The 22,017-nt window shown below is 47.1% G+C and carries 14 protein-coding genes; 7 read left to right on the top strand and 7 right to left on the bottom strand.

Features of this window, described 5'->3' with window-relative positions; genetic code table 11:
- Positions 1 to 317: 317 nt before the first annotated feature.
- The 3 genes from ACIDITHRIX25_RS84835 to ACIDITHRIX25_RS84825 form a co-directional block, all read right to left on the bottom strand.
- The gene (locus tag ACIDITHRIX25_RS84835; RefSeq protein ID WP_201732085.1) at positions 318 to 1,247 is read right to left on the bottom strand and encodes a hypothetical protein; all 930 of its coding nucleotides are present in this window, start codon (positions 1,245 to 1,247) and stop codon (positions 318 to 320) included.
- A gap of 890 nt (positions 1,248 to 2,137) precedes the next feature.
- A complete protein-coding gene (locus ACIDITHRIX25_RS84830; RefSeq protein ID WP_201732084.1) occupies positions 2,138 to 3,550 on the bottom strand; it encodes a M20/M25/M40 family metallo-hydrolase in 1,413 nt (470 codons plus the stop codon).
- A gap of 107 nt (positions 3,551 to 3,657) precedes the next feature.
- On the bottom strand, positions 3,658 to 5,295 hold the full coding sequence (locus ACIDITHRIX25_RS84825) for a long-chain fatty acid--CoA ligase (RefSeq protein ID WP_152625916.1): 1,638 nt from the start codon (positions 5,293 to 5,295) through the stop codon (positions 3,658 to 3,660).
- A gap of 465 nt (positions 5,296 to 5,760) precedes the next feature.
- On the opposite strand from ACIDITHRIX25_RS84825, the gene thiO reads away from it, so the two are divergent.
- From thiO to thiD, 4 genes are all read left to right on the top strand, one after another.
- A complete protein-coding gene (thiO, locus tag ACIDITHRIX25_RS84820; RefSeq protein WP_201732083.1) occupies positions 5,761 to 6,888 on the top strand; it encodes a glycine oxidase ThiO in 1,128 nt (375 codons plus the stop codon).
- A 222-nt stretch (positions 6,889 to 7,110) separates the two neighbouring features.
- Complete coding sequence (gene thiS, locus ACIDITHRIX25_RS84815) at positions 7,111 to 7,329, top strand: sulfur carrier protein ThiS (RefSeq protein ID WP_052605170.1); 219 nt, start codon at positions 7,111 to 7,113, stop codon at positions 7,327 to 7,329.
- Positions 7,330 to 7,536: 207 nt separating this feature from the next.
- The gene (locus ACIDITHRIX25_RS84810; RefSeq protein WP_052605171.1) at positions 7,537 to 8,349 is read left to right on the top strand and encodes a thiazole synthase; all 813 of its coding nucleotides are present in this window, start codon (positions 7,537 to 7,539) and stop codon (positions 8,347 to 8,349) included.
- A 141-nt stretch (positions 8,350 to 8,490) separates the two neighbouring features.
- Entirely contained in the window at positions 8,491 to 9,315 is an 825-nt protein-coding gene (gene thiD, locus ACIDITHRIX25_RS84805) for a bifunctional hydroxymethylpyrimidine kinase/phosphomethylpyrimidine kinase (protein ID WP_201732082.1), read from the top strand.
- A 537-nt stretch (positions 9,316 to 9,852) separates the two neighbouring features.
- Here the strand turns inward: thiD and ACIDITHRIX25_RS84800 are convergent.
- The 3 genes from ACIDITHRIX25_RS84800 to ACIDITHRIX25_RS84790 all read right to left on the bottom strand — a co-directional run bounded on the left by ACIDITHRIX25_RS84800 (position 9,853) and on the right by ACIDITHRIX25_RS84790 (position 15,823).
- A complete protein-coding gene (locus ACIDITHRIX25_RS84800) occupies positions 9,853 to 11,193 on the bottom strand; it encodes an MFS transporter (RefSeq protein ID WP_052605173.1) in 1,341 nt (446 codons plus the stop codon).
- A 130-nt stretch (positions 11,194 to 11,323) separates the two neighbouring features.
- Positions 11,324 to 14,431: an AAA family ATPase gene (locus ACIDITHRIX25_RS84795; protein ID WP_201732081.1), complete on the bottom strand. Its 3,108-nt coding sequence runs from the start codon at positions 14,429 to 14,431 to the stop codon at positions 11,324 to 11,326.
- Entirely contained in the window at positions 14,432 to 15,823 is a 1,392-nt protein-coding gene (locus ACIDITHRIX25_RS84790; RefSeq protein WP_052605175.1) for a metallophosphoesterase family protein, read from the bottom strand.
- Between the two features lie 499 nt (positions 15,824 to 16,322).
- On the opposite strand from ACIDITHRIX25_RS84790, the gene ACIDITHRIX25_RS84785 reads away from it, so the two are divergent.
- Positions 16,323 to 17,957 carry a CHAD domain-containing protein gene (locus ACIDITHRIX25_RS84785; RefSeq protein ID WP_052605176.1) on the top strand — a complete coding sequence of 545 codons (1,635 nt, stop codon included), beginning with the start codon at positions 16,323 to 16,325 and terminating at the stop codon, positions 17,955 to 17,957.
- A gap of 55 nt (positions 17,958 to 18,012) precedes the next feature.
- Positions 18,013 to 18,786 carry a ParA family protein gene (locus ACIDITHRIX25_RS84780; RefSeq protein WP_052605177.1) on the top strand — a complete coding sequence of 258 codons (774 nt, stop codon included), beginning with the start codon at positions 18,013 to 18,015 and terminating at the stop codon, positions 18,784 to 18,786.
- An 80-nt stretch (positions 18,787 to 18,866) separates the two neighbouring features.
- On the opposite strand, the gene ACIDITHRIX25_RS84775 is transcribed toward ACIDITHRIX25_RS84780, so the two are convergent.
- Positions 18,867 to 20,081, bottom strand: a complete 1,215-nt coding sequence (locus ACIDITHRIX25_RS84775; protein ID WP_152625917.1) for an MFS transporter — start codon at positions 20,079 to 20,081, stop codon at positions 18,867 to 18,869.
- Between the two features lie 514 nt (positions 20,082 to 20,595).
- On the opposite strand from ACIDITHRIX25_RS84775, the gene ACIDITHRIX25_RS84770 reads away from it, so the two are divergent.
- On the top strand, positions 20,596 to 21,984 hold the full coding sequence (locus ACIDITHRIX25_RS84770; RefSeq protein WP_052605180.1) for an MFS transporter: 1,389 nt from the start codon (positions 20,596 to 20,598) through the stop codon (positions 21,982 to 21,984).
- Positions 21,985 to 22,017 lie beyond the last annotated feature (33 nt).

Below are 22,017 nucleotides of genomic sequence, written 5' to 3'. Positions count from 1 at the left end.
TCTGCCACTCAAGCTGATAGCACTCGTCACAGGCTAAATCACAGGCTAAATCACAGGCCAATCAATCCAAGCCCAAAAGAGGAAGAGCAAATTGGCCTTCACCCGATCACAAAAAGCGACGGGCCGACTTTGGACGAACGTTAGCTCCTAAGTTATCGATCTCACGGCGTAAGCATCCATACAAACCGCGGCAAGTAGGCGACACGTGAACCCCGTCATCGCATTCAGATCTGGGAATCCTAGCGCGGATTGGCTTTGTTCTGAGATTGACGAGAGGGATTCCAGCGAGATAGTGATAGACAGTTATGGCTATAGCTTTAAATACCTCGCCCTAAAAACTCTTCGAAGTAACGAGGAAGATCCGATCCTGCCGGCATCTGTTCACTGCGAACCGTTGCCTTGACGCCCAGATCCCCTAACATATTCTCCAGCATCGCCAAATATTGAATCGCTGAGTTACCAAAAAGCTCACAGACGAAAAAACCATACTCACCCTGGGACAGTTTCCCTATTGTGCCGCGGGCCAACCTGTTAGTTCTTATGGAAAACGAGAGTTTGTGGGTCACAACGTCATAGTCGCTACTTGGGGTTTTACCCGGCTCTAAGACTAGATCAATCACTCCGACAAGCACAGGTGTGAATAATCGCCTTCCACGTTCACCTTCGCGCCTGAGCGCACCAAAAAAGTCCCCTACGCCAAGGGCTCCATTTCTTCTCTTTGACCTCAGATCATCTTCAAAAGCGTCAATCGAACGCTCAAGACAATCTCGCTCTAGTTCAAAGGCCAAAACCGTTGATAGCAAGCGAGCCATCAAATGGATTTCATCTCGATACTGTAAAATCGCCTCATCCATCTTCTGGGTGGAGATGCCGCACAGCGTACCAAAAAGAGAACCGTCCGAATAGGTTATCGGAACCCCTACGTAGGCGCCAAGGCCATGGGTCAAAGCTACTGCCGCTTCCATGTATTGACGAACGTCTTCTAGACAGGGCACGATATTAGGCCCTAGCCCGGCTATCATTCTTGAGCAGATCGAATCGCTCCAGGAAAGAACCGCCCCTGCCTGAATCCCGAATTTTGACCCTGCTACCTCCAAGATCGTCCAATACGGATCAACGGTACGAGTCACCATCCAGAGGTCTAACCCTACCTTTTGCTGCAGATATGTTAGAAGTGATCGTGAGGCATCTTCAAAGCTACCAAACCCGGCCACCGGTGCACTACTTTCAGCGAGCTTGATATCCAAGATCGGCCACCTTTTTTATTTATTGGAAATGAACCCCATCGGCCAAGTCGCATCCAAACATCCCAACCGCCGCTTTGCAGATAAACATTTGAGATTGCTCTACGATTCTTAATCGACACCATATCAATCTATCTTGAACTCTGGCTCGTTTAAAACTAGATCATCCCAGTTGCTAAATTCACCTATCTAAATCACGTATTGAATAGAGTATTACTGCTCTATTCGAATTAGAAACCAACAGGTCTCACTACATCGGTATTATCACGGTATGACCATCACGCAAAAAAAAATTACTAGTAATAACTTGAGATAAATGAGAAAGATATCGAATTTAATCCGGTGGTTTAATCACCACCATTTCAACTCAATCGCTTTTTGCGCATTTCATTTCAGGCAAGTGATAAGTCAACTAGTTATTGAGGTCATTACTCTTATGTCGCAGACTAATGGTCTTAAAAACCAGACAAGCTAAACGATGTAGGCAACATGTCAAAGACCATTCCAAGACACCTCTGGCGGTCCCTATCGACCACGACCTTCGTGAAGTTGTCATATAGTGCAATAATTACCAATTTTATGAACAGATCAATCAGGCATATTTAGATATTAAATGTGCCAATAGCGAAACACCTTATTTCATTATCCTTAGCTGTAGCACAAGAATATAAAAAATAGATTACCTCACGTTAAAGATAAAATTATGGAAGGCAAATAAGTGAATATACCCTTTGAATAATTTCAATCATGCAGTTAACGGGTAAATTAGCCGACCATTGGCACTTCAATCAAGCCATTAAATTTGCAAAATTGTGCCACAATAGTGATGTTCATTTAAGAAATTGCCATCCTTGGGTCAAGTAACCAATCTACCGAAAAATTGCTACCCTAATTCATTCACATAAACTAGCGGCAATAAGAAGGTGGCCGACCACAGTGCATATTCCAGAGGCAAAAGCAATGTTGAGGGATTCGTTTGGCCCATGTGCATTAGAACCAGGCCCAAGCGCACCCGTTGCTACAAATTGCGCAGTTGGAAACCTTTCGCCGAGCATTGCTAAAAATGGGATGCTGCCACCTTCACCGCAAAATCCAGGATCTTTTCCAAAGGCATCCTGGGATCCACGTGAGAGCGCATCCATCAACCAGGGCGCAGGAATATTGGCAACCCATCCTGCGGCGGGCTCCTCGCACTCTATCTCAACGAGAGCCCCATAGGGAGGGTCGTTCGAGAGGAGTTCGACGATCGCATCCTGTGCGGCGAGGGGATCCACCGATGGAGGAATTCTAAGTGAGATCTTAAGTTGGGTATTGGCCCGTAATACATTTCCGCCTTCATCGACATCGGGAATTCCAGAAATTCCGATAGCCGAGAGAGACGATTTCCATGTCTGAGCTAAAATTCGCTGCGCGCCGTCGCCATCCAAAGCTAGACCATCGACAATAGGAAAAGCCCGTGCCAGCGGATCACGAAGTTGACTATCTAACGCGTTCGCGCCATCAATGAAAAACTGCGGAATCTCAGGACGAAGGAGTTGGGGTATCAGTTCACCCGTTCTCTCGTCTTCTATTCTAGACAACAGCTGTCTAAGTATCCGAAAGGACGATGGCACCACGCCGCCAGCTTCACCCGAATGTACGCCGTGCTCTAGAACTTTGACATTTACCCTTATGACTAAATTCCCTCTAAGCGAGGTAGTCACCCAAACTCTTTCAAAGTCCAGGCCACCCGCATCGAGGCATACCACCAAACCAATCTCGCCCAGCACTTCCTTGGCGCGATCAAGATGAGCAGAAAGATCCGGACTGCCGCTCTCCTCGCTTGCCTCAATTATCACAACAGACCGTGGATACGGTAGCCCCCGACGCGCAAGAGCATCAATCGCCAAAAGGGCAGCAAAGATCGAATAACCGTCGTCGACCACGCCTCGCCCATACAGTAAGTCTCCTCGCATATGGGGTTCGAAGGGGTCGGTTCCCTCCATCCAGGGGCCGCTAGCGGGCTGTTTGTCAAGATGACCATACAAAAGGACACCAGGAGCCACAATCTCAGGAGATGAAGGTGGAACTTCGATCACTAAAGCAGGTGTCCGACCTTTGATCTGCGAGACCCAAGCCACGCAACCAGGTATCTCGAGCTGCCCAACGAATGCGCTGAACAACTCGAGCGCTCTTGCAATCTCTCCAGATTCTTCCCAGTGCGGATCAAATGCCGGAGAAAGAGACTTGATGGCTATGTACTTTTCCAGATAGGGAATGGCTACCTGGCGAAACTTCTGGTCGATATCATCTTTAATGCTAGTCACGCCTTAAAACTTAGTCTTAGCAACAAGTCTGTCTGTCGCAATGTCGCCATGGCCGTAAAATTGCCAGAGTCCACTTCACCTATCAACTTCTCGAATGAAACTCTCGCCTAGATCGTCTCTATCGCAAGTTTCTCCTGTGAATAGAGATTACGCAGAACTTTCTTGTCGAACTTGCCAACTGACGTCTTTGGAATCTCATCCACGAAGCTCCACCGTTCAGGTAGCCACCACTTTGCCACCATCTTTAAGATATAGTTTGAAAGCTCTGTTGCACTGAGTTCACTTCCCGGGGCCACAACTACACAAGCCAGCGGCCTTTCATCCCATTTGGAATCTGGTACACCAATCACGGCGGCCTCATAAACCAATGGATGTGACATAATGGCATTCTCTAGCTCAACCGACGAGATCCACTCTCCGCCAGATTTAATCACGTCCTTAGTGCGATCGGTAATTCGAAGGTACCCCTGCGCGTCAATAGTGCCCATATCTCCGGTCTTCAACCATCCCCCATCAAAGCTCTCGGGATTGACACCCTTGTAATAGCTACTTGCTATCCAGGGGCCGCTAACTTGAATCTCGCCTAACGTCGTACCATCATTAGGAGCAACAATGCCTTCGGCATCAACAATTCTGATCTCAACCCCCGCTACCGGGCGGCCAGCTGTTACCTGATATTCGATAGCACGTTCTGGATCGGTTCCGACTGGCGGAATGGCTAGGGTGCAAAGAGGCGATGTCTCAGTCATCCCCCAGCCCTGGACGAGTGAGATATTATATCGATCCCTGAAGCCCTCGATCAATGAACGAGGAACCGAAGAGCCACCAGCCGATAGAATCCTCACAGATGAGAAATCCACCTCGTTGTCTTTTGCGTAATGCAATAGATCATTCCATATCACCGGCACCCCAGAGGCCACAGTTGGAGCGAGTTCGCTAATCATCCTAGCCAACGGGGCAGCCTGAAGAAATCTCCCTGGCATAATCATGTCGGCACCGACCATCCACGCAGCATAGGGTATTCCCCAAGCATTTGCATGAAACATTGGCACTATCACAAGACATCGATCCATGGTAGAGAGGCCAAGCGAGGCGGACGATGATGCTGCAATTGAATGCAACCAAGTTGAGCGATGAGAATAAACAACGCCTTTAGGCTTTCCAGTTGTTCCACTGGTATAGCACATCGCGGCAGCGTCGTTCTCGTCGTCAGGCTCGACAAAGTGACCCACGTCGACACCGTTTGCAATCAACGCCTCGTATTCGTGAAATTGAATATTTGAAGTATTGCCGAAAGCCTCTATCGCGCTGTGGTCGTAGCCACCAACTATGATGACGTCTCGAACACAGGTTGAGCGACCTAAGACTCTCAACAAAAGTCCCAAGACAATCCCATCCGCGATAATGACCTTATCTTGGGCATCGTCCACAATAAATTCCAATTGGTCTGCAAAAAGGCGCACGTTTAAGGTGTGCAAAATAGCACCCATAGAAGGAATCGCAAGGTAAGCCTCAAGGTGCTGATTGTGGTTAAAGCAAAAAGTGGCTACTCTGTCGTCTTTGCCCACGCCGAGGTCACGAAGCGCACCTGAAAGAGCGTGCGCCCTCTTGGCCACCTGAGTATAGGTAAATTCAACGACATTCTCTCCATCGAAGTTGAGGATCTTCGAATTCCCATAAAGCATCTCTCCATGGCGAAAGATAAACGGGACAGAAAGCTTTGATTCCTGCATAGTAGATTTCAAGTTATTTTCTCCCACTCGTTCGATAGCCAGCCCATGTACTCTAACTACAAGGGCAGCTCAATCTTTAACTGCTAAATTCAAGCGACTAAAGTAAACGCTGGGCAATCTAGGCGCCAAAAGCCCAGCTACTTAATTCTTATCCAAATTGCAAAGCAATGCACGCTTATTTTGAACTATCTCAACTTGATAGGTGTAAGAATTTAAGCTAGTCGAATATATCAAGCTGAAACATTGATGAAGCAAAGATATGGCATCTATAGAAGTGATCACTTAAGGAGAGACCAGAATTCGAACCTCCACTTGGCCTCAATACCTTTCGTAACTTCAAATCATCCAACCCAGCATATGAAGTTAGTCAAAGCCGACTCAAAACCTAAGGTTGATAGTAGGCAAGGTATCGGCCTTAGAGGAAATCACTTATCACATTATTTTGACCACCCAATTCAACGACCTAAGATGTCCTAAGTGAGCAAAGATCAAAAAATAGCAATTATTGGCGGCGGGATTACCGGGGCGTCTATCGCCTACCACTTGGCGTCGACAAAATCACTCAACATCTCCGTACTGGACGCAGATGTGGCCAGGGGTGCCACCAGGGTCGCCGCTGGGATGTTAGCACCCGTCGCAGAAGCCGTCTATGGAGAAGAACGCCTCTTAGATACGATGCTTGGAGCTGCACGATACTGGGGGGAACTCGCCGAGAAGCTAAGAGATGACTTCGGTCTGGACGTGGGTCTGCGAAACACTGGATCACTACTGATTGGAGCTACCCCAAATGACACAGTCGAGATCAACCGTGCAAAAAGTTTTTACGACAGACTCGGACTTGCCTGCACCTACCTTTCTAAGAGCGAACTCGATTCGATAGAACCAACCCTTTCACCCATGATTTCTGGTGGTATCTTTACTGAGATTGACAACCAAGTTGACAACAGAAAAGCACACATCGCCCTAATTGAAGCTTCCAAGCGCCTAGGCGTTGACTTCGTAACGCACGACGCGACACAGATAAATCGAATTGGGGACTCCTTCGAAATCTCCCTTGAAGACGAGACTTGCATCAAAGCCGACAAAATCGTTCTTGCATTTGGCGTAACCAAGGATGCCATCAAGGGTGTTCCCGACTTTATCTACGACTCGCTCAGGCCAGTACGCGGAGAAGTAATACGAATAAGGACAAACAAATTCACACCTGCTCCAGAGCGAATTGTTCGCTACTTGGTAGAGGGCAGATCGGGCTATATCGTTCCTCGCCTGGACGGGGAGATTGTTATCGGTGCCACGCAAGAGGAAAAGGGATTTGACGCTAGCACAAAGGTGCGATCCACCTATGAACTACTTCGTGACGCTCTGAGAGTAATACCTGCATTGGGAGAGATGGAGATCGCCGAGATCAACGTCGGCTTTCGGCCAGCCACTAACGACAACTTTCCAATTTTGGGTCAGGTCGAACAAGATCTTTTCTGCGCACTTGGTAGCTTCCGCCATGGAATCCTGCTCTCTTCAATAATTGGCAGGGGAATTGCCGAGATGATCTCTGGGCCTACAACCTCTATCGAACTAGGACTATTTACTCCAAATCGCCTTAGGTAAGCAGTCGCAAATTATAAGGATAGAAATTGGGTAGAAGAATGAAAAACAAAAAAGACACGGTAGAAAGTCAAACAAGACCACGCCATACCTCTGGTAATAAAACAAACCGAGATCGCCCCTACCTGTCGCTTGGGGCCAACCTTAATCAACTAATGGCCTAGGGCAATCCATAGAGGTCCATACAGAGACGGTCTTTATGATCTAATTTGAAAGAGCAATTAATTGAACCTTCGAAAAGACATCGATATAACCATCAATGGCAAGGCTTTATCGATCAATGAATCAATAAGTTTGGCAGCGCTATTGGACGAACTAACCATTCCAACAATAGGGGTAGCAATCGCAATCAACCAAGAAATCATACATAAAAGCCAGTGGACCATGCGAATAATTACAGGTGGCGAAGAAATTGAGATAGTATCGATTGTTGCAGGTGGATAATATCATCTATGACATTCAATAGTAGTTATCTGCCTCGATTCCCATAAATTCGAAAGGAGATTTGACTCCTCCAAGTACTAGGATACCAAGCATAAAACCCGTAGAAATGTACTCGTCTTGGCGGTTTTGATCTGGCACGACTAAAGACATATTAAAACTAAGAACATACGGGACCAAATCGAAAGACCACTGCGAAAAGATATTCAAATGACAACTACCGCACAAGCAAACGCGACCGAACCAGTCACTCCCTATCCCCCGCTAGTCATCGGTGGCGAAGAGGTCTCTTCGCGTCTCATAACCGGCAGTGGAGGCATGACTTCGCTCAGCGCACTAAAGGCAGCATTGATTGCCTCTAAAACATCTCTAACGACCGTAGCAATTCGACGATTCGAGCCGACCAGTTCAATGGGACTTTACAAGCTCCTAGGTGAGCTGAACTTGAAAATCCTGCCCAATACTGCGGGCTGCTATAGCCACAAAGAGGCAATATTAACCGCAAAGTTGGCATCTGAGGTGCTAGGGACGAAGTTCATAAAGATCGAAGTGATCGCCGACGATGCCACCTTGCTTCCTGATCCAATAGAAACTCTACGAGCCACTGAGAGCCTCGCCAATGAAGGCTTTCTAGTTATGGCTTATTGCAGCGACGACCCGATCTTGGCCCGAAGACTAGAACTCGCAGGGGCGGCAGCAGTTATGCCTCTGGGATCGCCCATCGGATCGGGCCTTGGAATACTAAATCCCTACAACATAGAGTCGATCACGAACCACTCAAACGTTCCAGTCATCTTAGATGCAGGCGTAGGTGGGGCATCAGACGTCAGTCAAGCAATGGAACTTGGCTGCGATGGCGTGTTGGTCGCATCAGCGATCAATCGTGCCCAATACCCAGAATTGATGGCGAAGTCTCTCGCGCTGGCGCTTGAGGCTGGATACTTAACAAGAATAAGTGGGCGAATACCCAAACGCGATCAAGCACTTGCTAGTTCACCAACCGAAGGAATGATCGCCCAATAAACCTGATAATCAAATGGGAAAGTAGTAATTCTCACTTAAAGTAGGTCTAAAGGACACGTTTGGTGTGATTTTGACTTATTCTTAATATTTGCTAAGAAAGAAAATAGCGTAGCGATTCGCACTAACAAGGTTGTCAACTCTATGTATCCAGGAACTAGAACACCTCCAGTGGCTCTCACCATCGCAGGCTCGGATTCCGGCGGCGGTGCTGGAATCCAAGCCGACCTCAAGGCCTTTGCTGCCAACGGTGCCTATGGAACTTCGGCCATCACGGCAGTCACGGCTCAAAATACCAAAGGGGTCCTTGCGATCGATCTAATGAGCCCACTCAGTCTCTACGCCCAGATCGATGCGGTTACCTCAGATTTTTTCATACGAGGATCCAAGACTGGGATGCTGGGATCTATCGAGTTGCTTGAGATTGTTGCAGACTTTGCTCGCAGGGGGACTTTACCAAAATTAATCGTAGATCCGGTTATGATCGCCACATCTGGAGACATTCTGAGTCCGCAGTCGATCGTCAGCGGCTATCGCGAATTTCTGCTTCCATATGCTTATGTAGTCACTCCTAACATTCCAGAGGCCGAACTTCTCAGTGAAATCGAGATAACAAACCAATCTGAAATGGTACGAGCCGCACAACTAATTCATCGCTTTGGCCCCAAATACGTTTACATAAAAGGTGGACACCTAGAAGGCGATGAATCGATCGATATCTTCTTCGATGGACAAAATGTATCAAACCTCCGGACCAATCGAATCGCCACCCCAAATACCCATGGAACGGGATGCACCTTTTCTGCTGCTTTGGCAGCCCAAATTGCCTGCGGTCAACCCATAGACCAAGCCATAAGAAACGCAAAGATCTACACAACCAAGGCAATCATGGGGGGATCGTCCTGGGCACTTGGCTCAGGAGCAGGGCCGCTTGACCATTTCCTATGGTCACACCCAGATCAATTCTAGGTCACCCTGCAACTAGGCAACTACTTAAAGTATTCCACTGCCGATGAACACTGAAGGACACAGCTGAAAAGCTCTGCCAGGCCGTGAAAAAGATTAAAGCAAATCTACAAGTCCAAATGAAATCGAACTTGTAATTTGTCAAAACAGATCGATCAACTTCTTACAAAAGGAGACAGGTCCGACAAAAAAGGCCGACGATACCAGAGTGTCACCAAACTTGATTCGTCTTCAGTTCCAACTACGAGCCTGGCTTCTCGAGTCCCCTCCTGTGACATTTATCTAGCAAACCTAAATCTCGCCTTCTCCAATCCAAGGATTGCCCTCTATCTCTACCGGAGCTTTTATAGGATATTCGGCTAAATCTACCTTCTCCAAAAAAGCGCACGGATCTAGATAAAGGGTATATTCCTTCTTTTACAGCAGCCACAGGGTCAATTGGGACCTTTTGCATATGGCGCTTTTGCACTAGAAGAAAATCAAGGTAAAGAACGCCAAAAAGACGTTCTTTACCCAAGGATATCAAAAGAGAGGGGGACTCTAATTCGTTACAATCGCAGATCCGGTAGGAGTAGTCCGTGACAGCCCACTAAAGTTGCTGCGACGAGTAAGCATAAGGTATAGGGCGATCAAAAGTGATAGGAATGCTGTCGCACCAAGTAGTGATGCCGCCGGCACTGATGTTCCAAAGATCCCCAATATGAGGCCTATAAGCGCAAAGCCAATCGAATAGGAGCCATATAGAGCCCCAAACGCCTCGGCGTTTTGCCCCTCTGAGACAGTCGCACCAATAGCCAATGCACGAGCAGTGTTTATAGGAGCTACAAAAAGCCCAGCAATAAACGTAGCAATAAGAATCGACAAAAGGCTGTGCAGGGTCGTCAAAACCACTACCCCACCAGAAAGACCCAAGAGAAACAGGGCCAGTCGGACTCGAATATCAATACGCGATAACGAATGAGAAAAGGCAGTTGCAACCGTTCCACCGGTAATGCTGCCAAGTGAAATCATCGCAATGGCCACTCCGGCAAATCCAACACTTTGATGATTCTCCAGCAAAATGGAGGGTATGGCGATGATGAGCCCACCTTCGGCAACTCCCTCTCCCGCTGAAGCTAAAAAGATCCACAGGCGAGACTTGGAAAACCAAACGCTTTCACCCTTACTCTTGAGCTTCAGCGAGCCGCCTTCAAAAGGATGGCTACCCCTTAAAACCGTTGAATCAGCGTTCGAATTTTGGTTTTTGGTCTCAATACGGCCGCTTCTCTTGAAATAGAAGGCAACTCCAAGACCACCCAGGCTCACAAAAGAAGTGACTATAGCGCCAAAGGCCGAACCGCCGAGAACAACGGCAAACGAGACGACTATTGGCGAGACCAAGAAAAAGACCTCCATTAGCGACGTATCTAGAGAAATCAGGCGGTCACGAGATTTAGCACTGCCTTTGAGCACCTTTGGTCCATCCAAAACAATATTTCGAGAGATACCAAATAAACCTGCTCCGATTCCGCCAATCAAAAGGGAAGATAGTGCAAGAACGCCAAATACAATCGGGTTTGAAACATGGGATGAGAGAACTCCAAATAATCCCCATATAAAAATTAAAGGAAAAAGCAGTCGTATCAGAGCCGAATTTGGATCGATAGAATCACCCAACTTAGCCAGTCGAGACGAAAGAAAGATCTCGCCAATGGTGAAGGCTGAAACCATGAACGAACCCATTGCCAAGGCACTCTTAGTTTTACCCTCTGAAATTACCAACGCAAGGGGGGCCATTGCGATTGGAACCCTAGCTACATTTGCCAAACCCAGACGTCCAAATGAAATGCCTGGAAATGAATCTCTTACCTTTGTGGACGCCACCGAGAAAAATGGACGCACGATATCACTACCTCTTTGAATCCCTTGGGGATTATTATTGACCTTCCACGACGGCGAACTTAATCGACCTTGTCACCACCTATTACTTAGAAAAACCAAGATTAGATGGGAGCCAGCGGCTCAGCAGAATTTATCTTACGTCTACCACTATAGTCGCTCTAGCGTCAGGCCTATCCTTAGAGAGTTCAACAAATCGCCTGGCAATATGGTCATGGCAACTAAAGACTATCACCTGGCGATCGTTGGCGATGGCTATCAAGATTTTAACAATTTCATCTAGTCGCAAACCATCCTGATGGGCGAATGTTTCATCCAGGATAAATGGCAGGTTAACAAGATCGCTCCCAATCCTTACCTTTCGCGTTTGCCCAGCGCTAAAGCGTGTTATCAGGTATGCCAGGTCTGCAGTTCCCCTTGATAGGTCTTTGAACGCCAACAAAGTGCCATCCATCATCTCAAGACCAGATCGATCCAGATCATAGTGAACCCTGACATAACGTCCGCCTGTCGCATCCGTAATGAACTTCGACGAAAGTTCAGAGATCTCCCCTATGCGCTCGCTAGCATATCTCCCCATGGCCGACTCTAAGATCTCGCGGCTTCGAGCGTTGATATACCATTCCCTAAGTCGGCCAACAAAACGCGCCTTTAAAAATTCAATCTCGGTGCTCAGGGTAGTCATTTCATCGTCGGTCGCTAAAAGTGAACTTTGACTTCGAAGCTCACCTAGATCTAAATCAATCTTAGCCACGGTATCCTTAGCGACCAGTTGCGAGGCCTCTAGGTCGGAGACGATCCTATCTATTGCATCCTTTGACGCGACATGCTCGGACAAAAATAGACTCCCATCTAGCCGGTGAGAGAGACTCCGAAGCTCACTTTCTAAGACTTTCATATGAGCACGCCTGTCAAGTAACCAGCGCTGTTGCTCAAGGTGTCTCTCTAGTTGTTCCATGTTCGAGGGGCCAAACGTTTCGATGGCGTTCTTAACCTCTTGAGAGAAGATCTGAAGTCGAAGTGCTTGGAATTGAGCACTTTTGGCTTCGAACTGTCGGTCAAAGTCGTCCTTAGCCTCAACTATCGATGTCGCTTGGTCCAACACAGCCAAAATAACATCTCTTTCAAACGAGAGATTATCTATTGCCAAAATCTCACAGAGCTTAGAATAAGATGCCTCAAAGCTATCAGTGATCTCACGTCCGCTTTTACATTCGCTACTCATCCGAGAGAAGTTCGAGAGATCCTCAATCGCCCCTTTGAGAGCCAATGAGCCTTTCTCACTCAAGAAATAGTCAATCTTATCGACACCCATTTCAGAGAGGCTCGCCGCTACATCGTCCCGAGACCTCACCCATGAACCTGTCATTAGCGTGATTTGATCTTCTAAAGAGTCCCGTTCTTCTGCCTTTTGTCTTTGTAGTGAAAAGATATGGCCAAGTCGATCAGCAAGGCTCACCATCGCAATAGCTTTATCTCTGATAGCTCCAAACTCTATCGACCCCACATAGACGCTCCGAAGATCACCTGCCAACTTATCGATCTGTCGATTTAACGCATCCACCGTACCTAGAGCGTTCCCCAATTTGAGACCGTTGAAACGATTGCTGGCAAAAAAAAGAACGAAAACACCAAAAGCAATGAGAGCAAATGACAAAAGAGCTCTCAGAACCATCGCAGCTCCGGAAAACAAAAAGATAGATATTGCTCCAAGTAGAGAAAGTACCAGAAAGTAAGGAGCGAACCTTAGGACCCCTCTAGTCCTAGACGCCACATCTTCGGCCAATCCTAGAGTCGATCCATATTCGACCTTGCGAGCCTGCAGCGCAATGGCTTCGTCGCAGAGGGAGATAATGGTAGATATCTCTTGATTCAGCTGCGTCGAGAACTCCCTCGAATTCAAGGTGTCACAGCTCTTTATCGACGGTAGGTCAAAACCGCCGAGTGCAGCCATTTCCCTGTTGAGCTGGACATCAAGATCGATCAGTACATCCAAGGTTCGATCTCGAGCGCCTTCGATTGAGGTGATTTGCGCAAGTTTGCCTCTAATTCGAATCAATTCTCCCTCAATTTTCCCCAACATCTCAAGCTTGAGCGGGCTAATAAAGGGGAGACCCTCGACACCCAGTGTCTCTTGGATCTCCCCCTCCAAGCGTTTTAGCGACTCCTCGATAGCGTTGTTACGGGCTTTGGCACGGAAGTAGAGTTCGCGATGCGTCCTCATCTCTTCAAGCAACAAACGAAGGGAGCTTCTGTCAATATCTAGGTTGCCCAGCTCGTCCAAGGAGCTAAGAGCCTCAAGTTCCGCCTTTATGGCTTCATAGTGTCTAACCCTAAAGTCGTTCTCGCTCAAAAGTTCTCGTAGCTTAAATACTTCTGCATCCGTTAATATCCGCGTATCCACAAAGGGCAAAAGAAGAGCGCGTAGGTTGCCGACCTCAGCCTTAATCTCGACTAGTTTGAGGGCAACTTCGTAATTTCTAAGTTCAACTTCAATTTCGTTTAGACCTTGAACTGCGTGACGACGCTCTTGAGTCAGTCGATCGATCGTGGCTAATTTGTCGTCATAGCTCAAAGACCGCCCGAACAGCTCTCTTTTTTTATCTTCTAGCTCTCGGAACTCCTTGGCCATTGACGACAGCGTATCGATGCCAGTGGCTCTTGGTGGCCAAATTCCATCACTATTCGAAGCGTATTTTTTGGCCAATTGAGTGGGGTTTTCACCGCCACCTACCAACCAAGCGCCGGCCATCATCTCTGCAGTGGTGGCCATCGCTATCTTCTCGTTCAAAATTTGCGCCTCTGGGGCGATCGAATAGACGCTATCGAAGGTAAGTGAATCGACTCCAATCAGGGTCCTTCTAATATAGTCCTGATCAACAAGGGTGAAGGTCCCGGGAAAATCATCCGGTGAAGCCCCTGGGTTAAGGTCAGAGCGCAATCTTACAAATATCCGATGACTAGCCTTGTGACTTTGAGCCTCCCTTTGGAGTTCATAGACCATATCTCCAACCCCTATGGTCAAACCTGCCTTTATAGGATAAGACAAAAATTCGCTTCCAAATAAAACAAAGGAGACGACCCGTCGAAGTGTTGACTTTCCTGCTTCGTTTGGTCCGATAACCACATTTAGTGCCCCGCCAAGTTGTAAATTCGAAACTCCTAAAGAGCGCTTGTCTAAAGCACCAATTTGATCCGCCCATATAGTCTTGACGTGAACACTAATGGAGTTGGAGGTCATCTAGCGAGCACTTTCTGTCCGAGCCTGGAGATTGATCAAGACCTCTCCGATAACCCTGCGATCCAGTTCTGCTAGGTTAAAGCCATCTAGGGCATCGCTGCTAGAAAAAGTTGCTCTCACGAGGGCTATGATTTCGCTAGAAACCTTTGACCGCTCTCGAAGACGGGACAGCGAAGTTAAAATTGCCTCCGTCGTCGTCGTGGTTTCCCCTGTACCAAGGTGGCCTCCGTCGGTATTGAAATCCTCGATTAGCAAACTCAAAAAGCCACCTGATTCCGAAATTGAAACTACGTCGATCTCATCTAAGTCAAAATACGAGGCTGTCTCATCACGTATCGACTCCAAAATGACAAAATCCCCGCCACCCCCAGATACAATTTTGTCACCGAGCAAATCCGTATATTCCCTAAGGTGTTCTGCGATACGAATCCTCGAGCTAACCCGACCATTCAAAACCACCCTCAATAAAAAGCGACGCGATGGATGCGAAGTCCCCTCCAAAAGTGTAGATATTTCGCTTGAGACAACCCCATAGATGTAGTCCATGGCATCAAGCGGATCCTCACCCAACTCTAGAGATGAGAGGTCTACCAAGATTTTCTCAAAACGAAAGGTGCCCAACTCGACAAATCTCAGCACGGGAGTAACCTCAGGGCGAATTGAAACTACCAAAGCACCCTTAGCACCCTGTTCGGAAGATTTAAAACTCCGCCCCTGAGTAGTGCCTGAATAGACAACCATTGGCCTTTGCGAGAGCACCTCAAAGGAATGGATGTGGCCAAGCGCAAAGTAATCATATTCGAGACGAGTTATATCGTCCAAATTTGCAGGTGCATAGGGGGCATGTTCTTTGACGCTACCAACATTGGAGTGCAATATGCCAACAGTAACCGCAGATCCATCCAAAGCACTCTTGTGGAGAAACATTGAAGCTAAGTTTCGGCTCTCGTTTCGTATTGAGTAAGAGACTCCAACAACATTGACAACCAGACCGCTGCGGCTAGGGAAAGTAAGAACTTCGGGCTCAGAACTATCAAAAATCGTCAGATTACTAGGAAGATTAGACGAACGCAGCCATTGCTCATCCAGAGGATCATGATTTCCCAAGGCCACACAAACCCGTATCTCGTGCTCAGACAGAGTGTGCACGGCATCCAAAAAGGCCGCCCTTGCTCTTACGCCGACGGAAACACCATCGTAAAGATCCCCGGCTATGGCTACAAAATCACATTGCAGATCGATCGCATTGCGTACAAGAGAATTTAATGCCGAGATAGAGGCTTGCGTCGCAGCATCACGGACTCTTGGGCCATAGCGATCCGCCAAGCCGACAAATGGAGAGTCGAGATGGAGGTCGGACGCGTGTATAAAAGTCACAACTTGGTCGTTCATCTGTTATTTGTTCTCACCTGTGGAGCTATAGCTCGACATTTGACATTCCACATTCCCAAGTCAATCGTTGCCTAAAGCCGACAGTTGAAGCTAATTCCTACTCAGGAAGAGTCCTTGCTCATGGCACTCAGTGGTTGCCCTTCTAAAGCATGACCGCTATTTAAGTAAATATCAGAAGCTACGACTTTAAATACGATACTATCAAAGAGATGTAACAAGAATTGATTTTGGCTCGACTCTAAAATCTACAGGCTAAAGCCAAACCACTTAGCAGCTACAGTTCAAAACTCGAGAAAAGATCTAAGCTAGCGCGCTCTAAAGGGAATTACAAAATACCTAGAATGGCCAAAACTGTCCATTCGAAGATCATTTCGCCTGCTAGTCTCAATTTGAAGTCCAAATTTACCAAGCTAAAAGTTGCGTCTAACGACTGAATTTACCATTTAGACTCTAATTGTTTACCTTTTGTTAAGGTATCCCAGCCTAAGGACGGCGCAATTTGAAGAGAATTTTCCAACGCTATCTTGCTACCCGTGAAATTGCAATTGAAACCGTAATTGACCATCTTGGTAAAAGTGACCTCTTGAAGGCACAGTCTCCAACTTCCATTCGCCAACGAAGAATTCTCTTAGATACTTTGGATTGGCGATTTGCGAGTCACGGGTGGCGTCTCGAACTTCAAGAGATTCCGAAAACTTCCAAATGTGAGCTCGTATTAACCGACGAAAAGGGTGTGAGCTTTCGTGGTGAATATACTGGAAAGCCCACAACCTCGAGTCACCCCCAACCAATCTCAATTCAATCATGCAGTTCGAAAGTGCTAGTCGAAAGAGTCAATGAAGTTGCCCTAGAGATGGCGGTGATCTCAATCGTCGAAGTTGATACCAACCATGCCGAACTGATCCATATTGATTCACATCAACGGCGGGACGCAAGCGTTGAGATCATTGCCAACCCAGCTGCCTTTGAGTTTTGGCTCCATCTAGAGTGCGATTCAGACGACAACGAGTTGATGGACCGCATTCTTGACTTTCTCAAGCGGGCGATGGGGTCATTTTGGAGGGTCGCCCCCAGCCACGACTATTACGATAGCGCACTCAGAAGTGCCAATCGAGCACGCGGCGATTTCGCGGTAAAATTTAGCGTCATTCCAAAAGCAAATGAAAACGTTGCACTTTCGATGTCTACATACCTGTCAAAATCACTCCGAAACGCCAAACTAGCCCTGGATGTCGCGAAACTTCGCGCCGACCAAGAGTCACTTCATCATCTTCGGGTCATTTTGCGTTCCACCCGAGCGATCCTAGAACCCGTGGTCAAAACTTTCAACTCTAGTTCGCTTGAAGATCTGCTCTCAAATGTAAAGTCAATCGCACAAGCCACAAATTCTGCCCGCGACATCGATGTAATAGTCACGTACTTTGGAGAGACCTCTCCGTATAACCCATTCCTGCACAAGCTCAAAGAACGTCAATCTCAGATAAACGAGACGTTAGAACGCGAATTAGAGGAGAGGTTCGTGGCACTCGAAAGCATCTGGCAAGCCAGCATTGCCAAGCTCATCGCGGCATCATCGGGAACCTTCAAAGGGCCGGATGGGAAACTGGAGATAGCCAGTACTCAAACCAAAAAATTCGTCGAAAAAACTATCTCGATGGCAAAAAGCGACTGCCAAATTACGGTTTCAGAGATAGCAAAGAAAAATGATCCATCCTCCCAAGAACTACACGACCTTCGTAAAGACTTCAAACGCCTGAGGTATCTAAGCGAGACCTTCGCCAGCGACAATACGGCTACCACCAACACTGATATCTTTCTCTCCAAAGTTCTCCAAACTGAACTTGGTCTATTTCAAGACGCCACAGTAAGGATGGAGTTTTTAGAGCAAGAAAAAGAAGGACTCGAGGACTCAAATGACCTTGCACCACTTATGTCGCTAATCAATCAAGCACAAACCTCACTACAAGAGACGAAAGCCTCTTCGGTCTTGGCATTGGTGGAACTCTCTGGCAAACCTGGTTGGTCGCACCCATCGCAGATCTCTAAAACTAACAAGTCCAAAAACAGTAAAAGAGCAAACACTTCAAAATCTCTAAGTACCACTTCGAAAAAACACGGCTCCAAGACGTTATGAAGCTACAGACAACGAAAAAAATCCGCCCTAGAAGCACCCAGACAAAGGACGACAAGTGAAGACAATCGCGTTTTACAACCAAAAAGGAGGCGTAGGTAAAACATCATTAGCGATAAACTACGCATACCTCGCCTCCCGGTCGGGCCTTCGAACATTGCTTTGGGATCTAGACCCACAAGCGAGTGCCACCTATGTTCTTAGAGTTAACGAAACCCTAGCGCCAAGGGCCAAGGCGCTTTTAGACAAAAATGTCTCCTTGGAAGATTTAGCCATACGCACCAACTACCAAAGCTTATTTATCGTTCCGGCTTCGAATGCGCAACGACTTCTCTCAGAAAAAATCTTCGATTCAAACTCAGGCAAAAACACGATCTCTAGGGCAACATCATCTGCCAAAGGATCGTTTGATCTTGTCGTAATCGACTCGCCACCCAGCTTAAATAGCCTCTCGGATTCAATGCTGGCCGCAATTGACCTCCTTGTGATTCCCCTACAACCCAGCCCACTGGCTACTCACTCACTGGAAGCGCTGTCGTTACATCTAGAAAAGATCAAGATGATCGATCGAAGTTTCACGGTCTACAACATGGTAGATATCCGCAGAAATGCACATAGAGATGCGATCTCAAATCACGAAAAACTTTCCAATATTCAACTTCTATCGAGCTATATTCCCTATGCGGCAGAGATGGAGAAGATGGCGATCGAACGAGCACCGATTTTCGAAATGAATGGTCCCCATAGACTTGCTATCGCAATTGAATCGCTCTATTTTGAGATTCAGAGCAAACTCGAAAAAATAAAAACTCGCCCTAACAAAAAAGAGTAGTAAAGGTGTGATAGTCAACTTTACATAAGAAGCTTAGAGTCAAATATCTAAGATCAAAGAGAGGTCTAGACTCCGCCGATTTATGAGAGTTTAGACAACGATGCCCGGTAGCTCAACTTTATACTGAACAAAACTCCAACCACACAAGAGATTGACACGAGCAAAAAATCAACCACAAAACTACCAGTAGAACTTTCTACAACTCCTGCCAGCTGTGGACCAACAGCCTGAGTAATTCCAAAGAAAAGGGTTACCAAGGCAAAAGTTCTTGCAAAATCAGAACCACTTTGAAAGTCCGAGATATATGCAGCAACCAAATTCGGGATACCCGACATCCCTAAACCATATGTGATCGCTCCCACTATAACCAATGGGTATGCCCCTTCTACGACAGCCACCCCAGAAAAAGCCATACATATGAAACCACCTACCATAACAATGCCACGATTGGAGATCGAATCGCTAATTCGCCCAGCAAGCACCCCACCAAAGATCGATATAAAACCAACGAGAGCAAAGATAAACGAAGACCATCCAGCCGAATAGTTGTGGTCGTGTTCGAGAGCTGTCACAACAAAGGTCAAAAATATCGCTTGAGCCAAGCCATATGCCATATATGCACCAAAAAGAAAGTTCTGTTCCGGTATTGGTGGAACGTGAGAGGGTTTTACGTCAGAATCTGTCACTTCGAAGAGGTCTACAACCTTTTGTTCACCCTTTAATTTCAATAGCGCAATCAGAGCACTCACCAGGGCAATGAAACCTTCAACATAGAGAATTATCTTCCAAGACCATAAGCCCCCCAGATTCTGAGTCATTCTGGCAAATTGCGCTTCGAGTGTGATGGCGATTCCTATCCCGGCCCCAGTTAGACCCATGGCCCATCCCTTTTTTTCAACACTTACTGCAGAGGCTGCCAATCCAGGAGATTGGATCCAGATCATCGCCCCTCCGAAACCCATCAGGACCATCGCAAAAAAGAAAGTGATGAACGAATTTGTAAAGGCAAAGATCAAAAGGCCACTTGCAGAAAGGAAGAGACCCACACGAATGAGAGTAATGTTGGAGATTCTTCGGGAGTTCAAAGTTACAAAGGTAGATCCCAGCAAATACGAGCCCACGTTTACCGTTCCTAGAGTCCCAGCCAAGGCGACAGAGTGAATAGTCGTACGCACCAAAGACGGAATGATAAGGCTGTAACTAAACCGACCAAATCCCTGTGCAACTGCAGCAAAGAGCATCGACAATCCAATAATGGCTCCCGCACTCTTTGGTCGGGCAACTCTGGTCTCCAATTTAATCCAATCTAAATTTATCTCCAGACCACTCTTGATAGTGATCGACGGGTCGGCACTCAAGAGCGAGCAAGTGGATGTGCATCCTTTGAGACACCAACTCTATCGCACACAAGACACTGAAAGGGAGGTCAAAGATCTATTTAGCCTCTAGTTTGTTTCAAGATAAAAGTATGATCTTTTGCCTCGCAAAAAAAACTGAACCTTAAAAACACTGCGGCTGTGTATCTGGCAGCTTTGTCATTGATTTAGCACAGTTACCCGCCCCGCCAGTAACTCTAGAAACTTGAGGTTGTTAGGTTCAAATCGATAGTTCAATGCGCTGACACAAAGCGCTGACACAAAACAAAGCTTGAAAACTGAATTTCGACCAGCGAAGAAACATCCTTTGAAGCAAAAAGTTATCGTCACTCATTGCCATATCTTAAAATTAGGATTATCGCCCATGACTACCCGACCCTCGTATTAGATCTATCCGATGGAATTTGCCAAGACGCCTTTAGCATGAGTAGCAGTGTCCCTTGTTGCAACGATAAAAGACCACCTATATCGTTTGGTTAGTTGGCTCAAAATTTACTTCGATCGCAATTCGCCCCTTGGGCCAATGCGGCGTGTCCACTTTTTATCCACAGTAGGCGACACTTTTACAACTGTCGCTTTAGCTGGGTCACTTTTCTTTTCGATCTCACCAAACGCTGCTCGCTCGAAAATCACCCTCTACCTTTTGCTGACCGTAGCGCCATTTGGAATTGTGGCACCATTTCTGGGTCCGATACTGGATAGAAATCGCGGTTCTCGACGATTTTTAATCTCAATGTCACTCATAGTCCGGTGTGTGTTGATGTTCTTCATGGCTCGCGACATCAAAAGTCTTTTGCTCTTTCCGGAGGCCTTCACGGTCCTGGTAGCCTCCAAGACGTATTTGGTAGCCAAAGCCGCATTAATTCCCGATCTCGCAAAGCAGATTGACTTCAAACCGGAGGTCCAAAAGTCTCGGAGATGGAAGAGCGGCCAAAACCAAAGCGGTAACCCAAATTTAGTTGCTGTCAACTCAGGAATCTCCCTCCTAGCAGCAGTATCAGGCTTTTTCGGTGGTGCCATTGCAGCCGGAATATTAAAGACCCCACATCTAGGTTCGCCTTGGGTTCTTAGAGTCGGTCTGGTGATATTTGCCTTTGGCGTCACCCAAGTTAGACACCTACATATAAAGCCAAGTCGCCCAAGAAGAGAAGGAGACAACCCCCAAAAACCCAGCGATCCTACTACAGACCCCAATCGAAATCTTAGATTGCCGGATGATCAAAATTCACAATCAGATGAGCCATCTGATGGAACCGCCCGACCTCGATCTCCCCAGTCAGTCCTACTTGCGGCAGCTGCCATGTCGGTACTTAGAGGCTCTGTAGGATTTTTCACCTTCTTCATAGCATTCAATCTCAGACGTACACACGCTCCTGCCTATTACTTCGCACTGATTCTTGCGGCCTCAGCTGTGGGTTCTGCAACGGCCACCGCCTTGACTCCTAAAATTAGGCGCTTGATGCAAGAGGAGATCCTCCTCATCACCGGTTTGGTCTTTGAAGCCGTACTCGGAGTTGTTGGCGCTGCAATCAATAACCGCCAAATAGAGGTACTTCTAGCGCTTATAATTGGATTCGTCGCATCTTCTGGAAAGCTCGCCTTTGACTCTTTAGTTCAATACAACGTTGATCCACTGCTCCAAGGACGAGCATTCGCAAGATTCGAAACTCGATTTCAACTCTCCTGGGTTGCTGGAGGTTTGATCCCAACTATCGTAGTGCTTCCAATAGGAGCAGGAGACCTGACCCTCGCATTTACCGCAATCGTCGCGGCTACTTCCTTTGCATCCGGACGAAATGCGGTTAAAAATATAACCAGATAGTCCTGCGAAACCATATTCGTCCAAACGATGACC

This window comes from Acidithrix sp. C25 (genome assembly GCF_904848545.2).
The sequence above is the reverse complement of the archived record's forward strand: the minus strand, read 5'-3'. Positions and strand labels throughout refer to the sequence as shown.

What these genes read in the sequence shown, in the direction of transcription:
- ACIDITHRIX25_RS84810 (WP_052605171.1), top strand. Translation starts at nt 7,537, where the DNA reads ATGACAACTACCGCACAAGCAAACGCGACCGAACCAGTCACTCCCTAT.
- ACIDITHRIX25_RS84790 (WP_052605175.1), bottom strand. Translation starts at nt 15,823, where the DNA reads ATGAACGACCAAGTTGTGACTTTTATACACGCGTCCGACCTCCATCTC.
- ACIDITHRIX25_RS84795 (WP_201732081.1), bottom strand. Translation starts at nt 14,431, where the DNA reads ATGACCTCCAACTCCATTAGTGTTCACGTCAAGACTATATGGGCGGAT.
- thiD (WP_201732082.1), top strand. Translation starts at nt 8,491, where the DNA reads ATGTATCCAGGAACTAGAACACCTCCAGTGGCTCTCACCATCGCAGGC.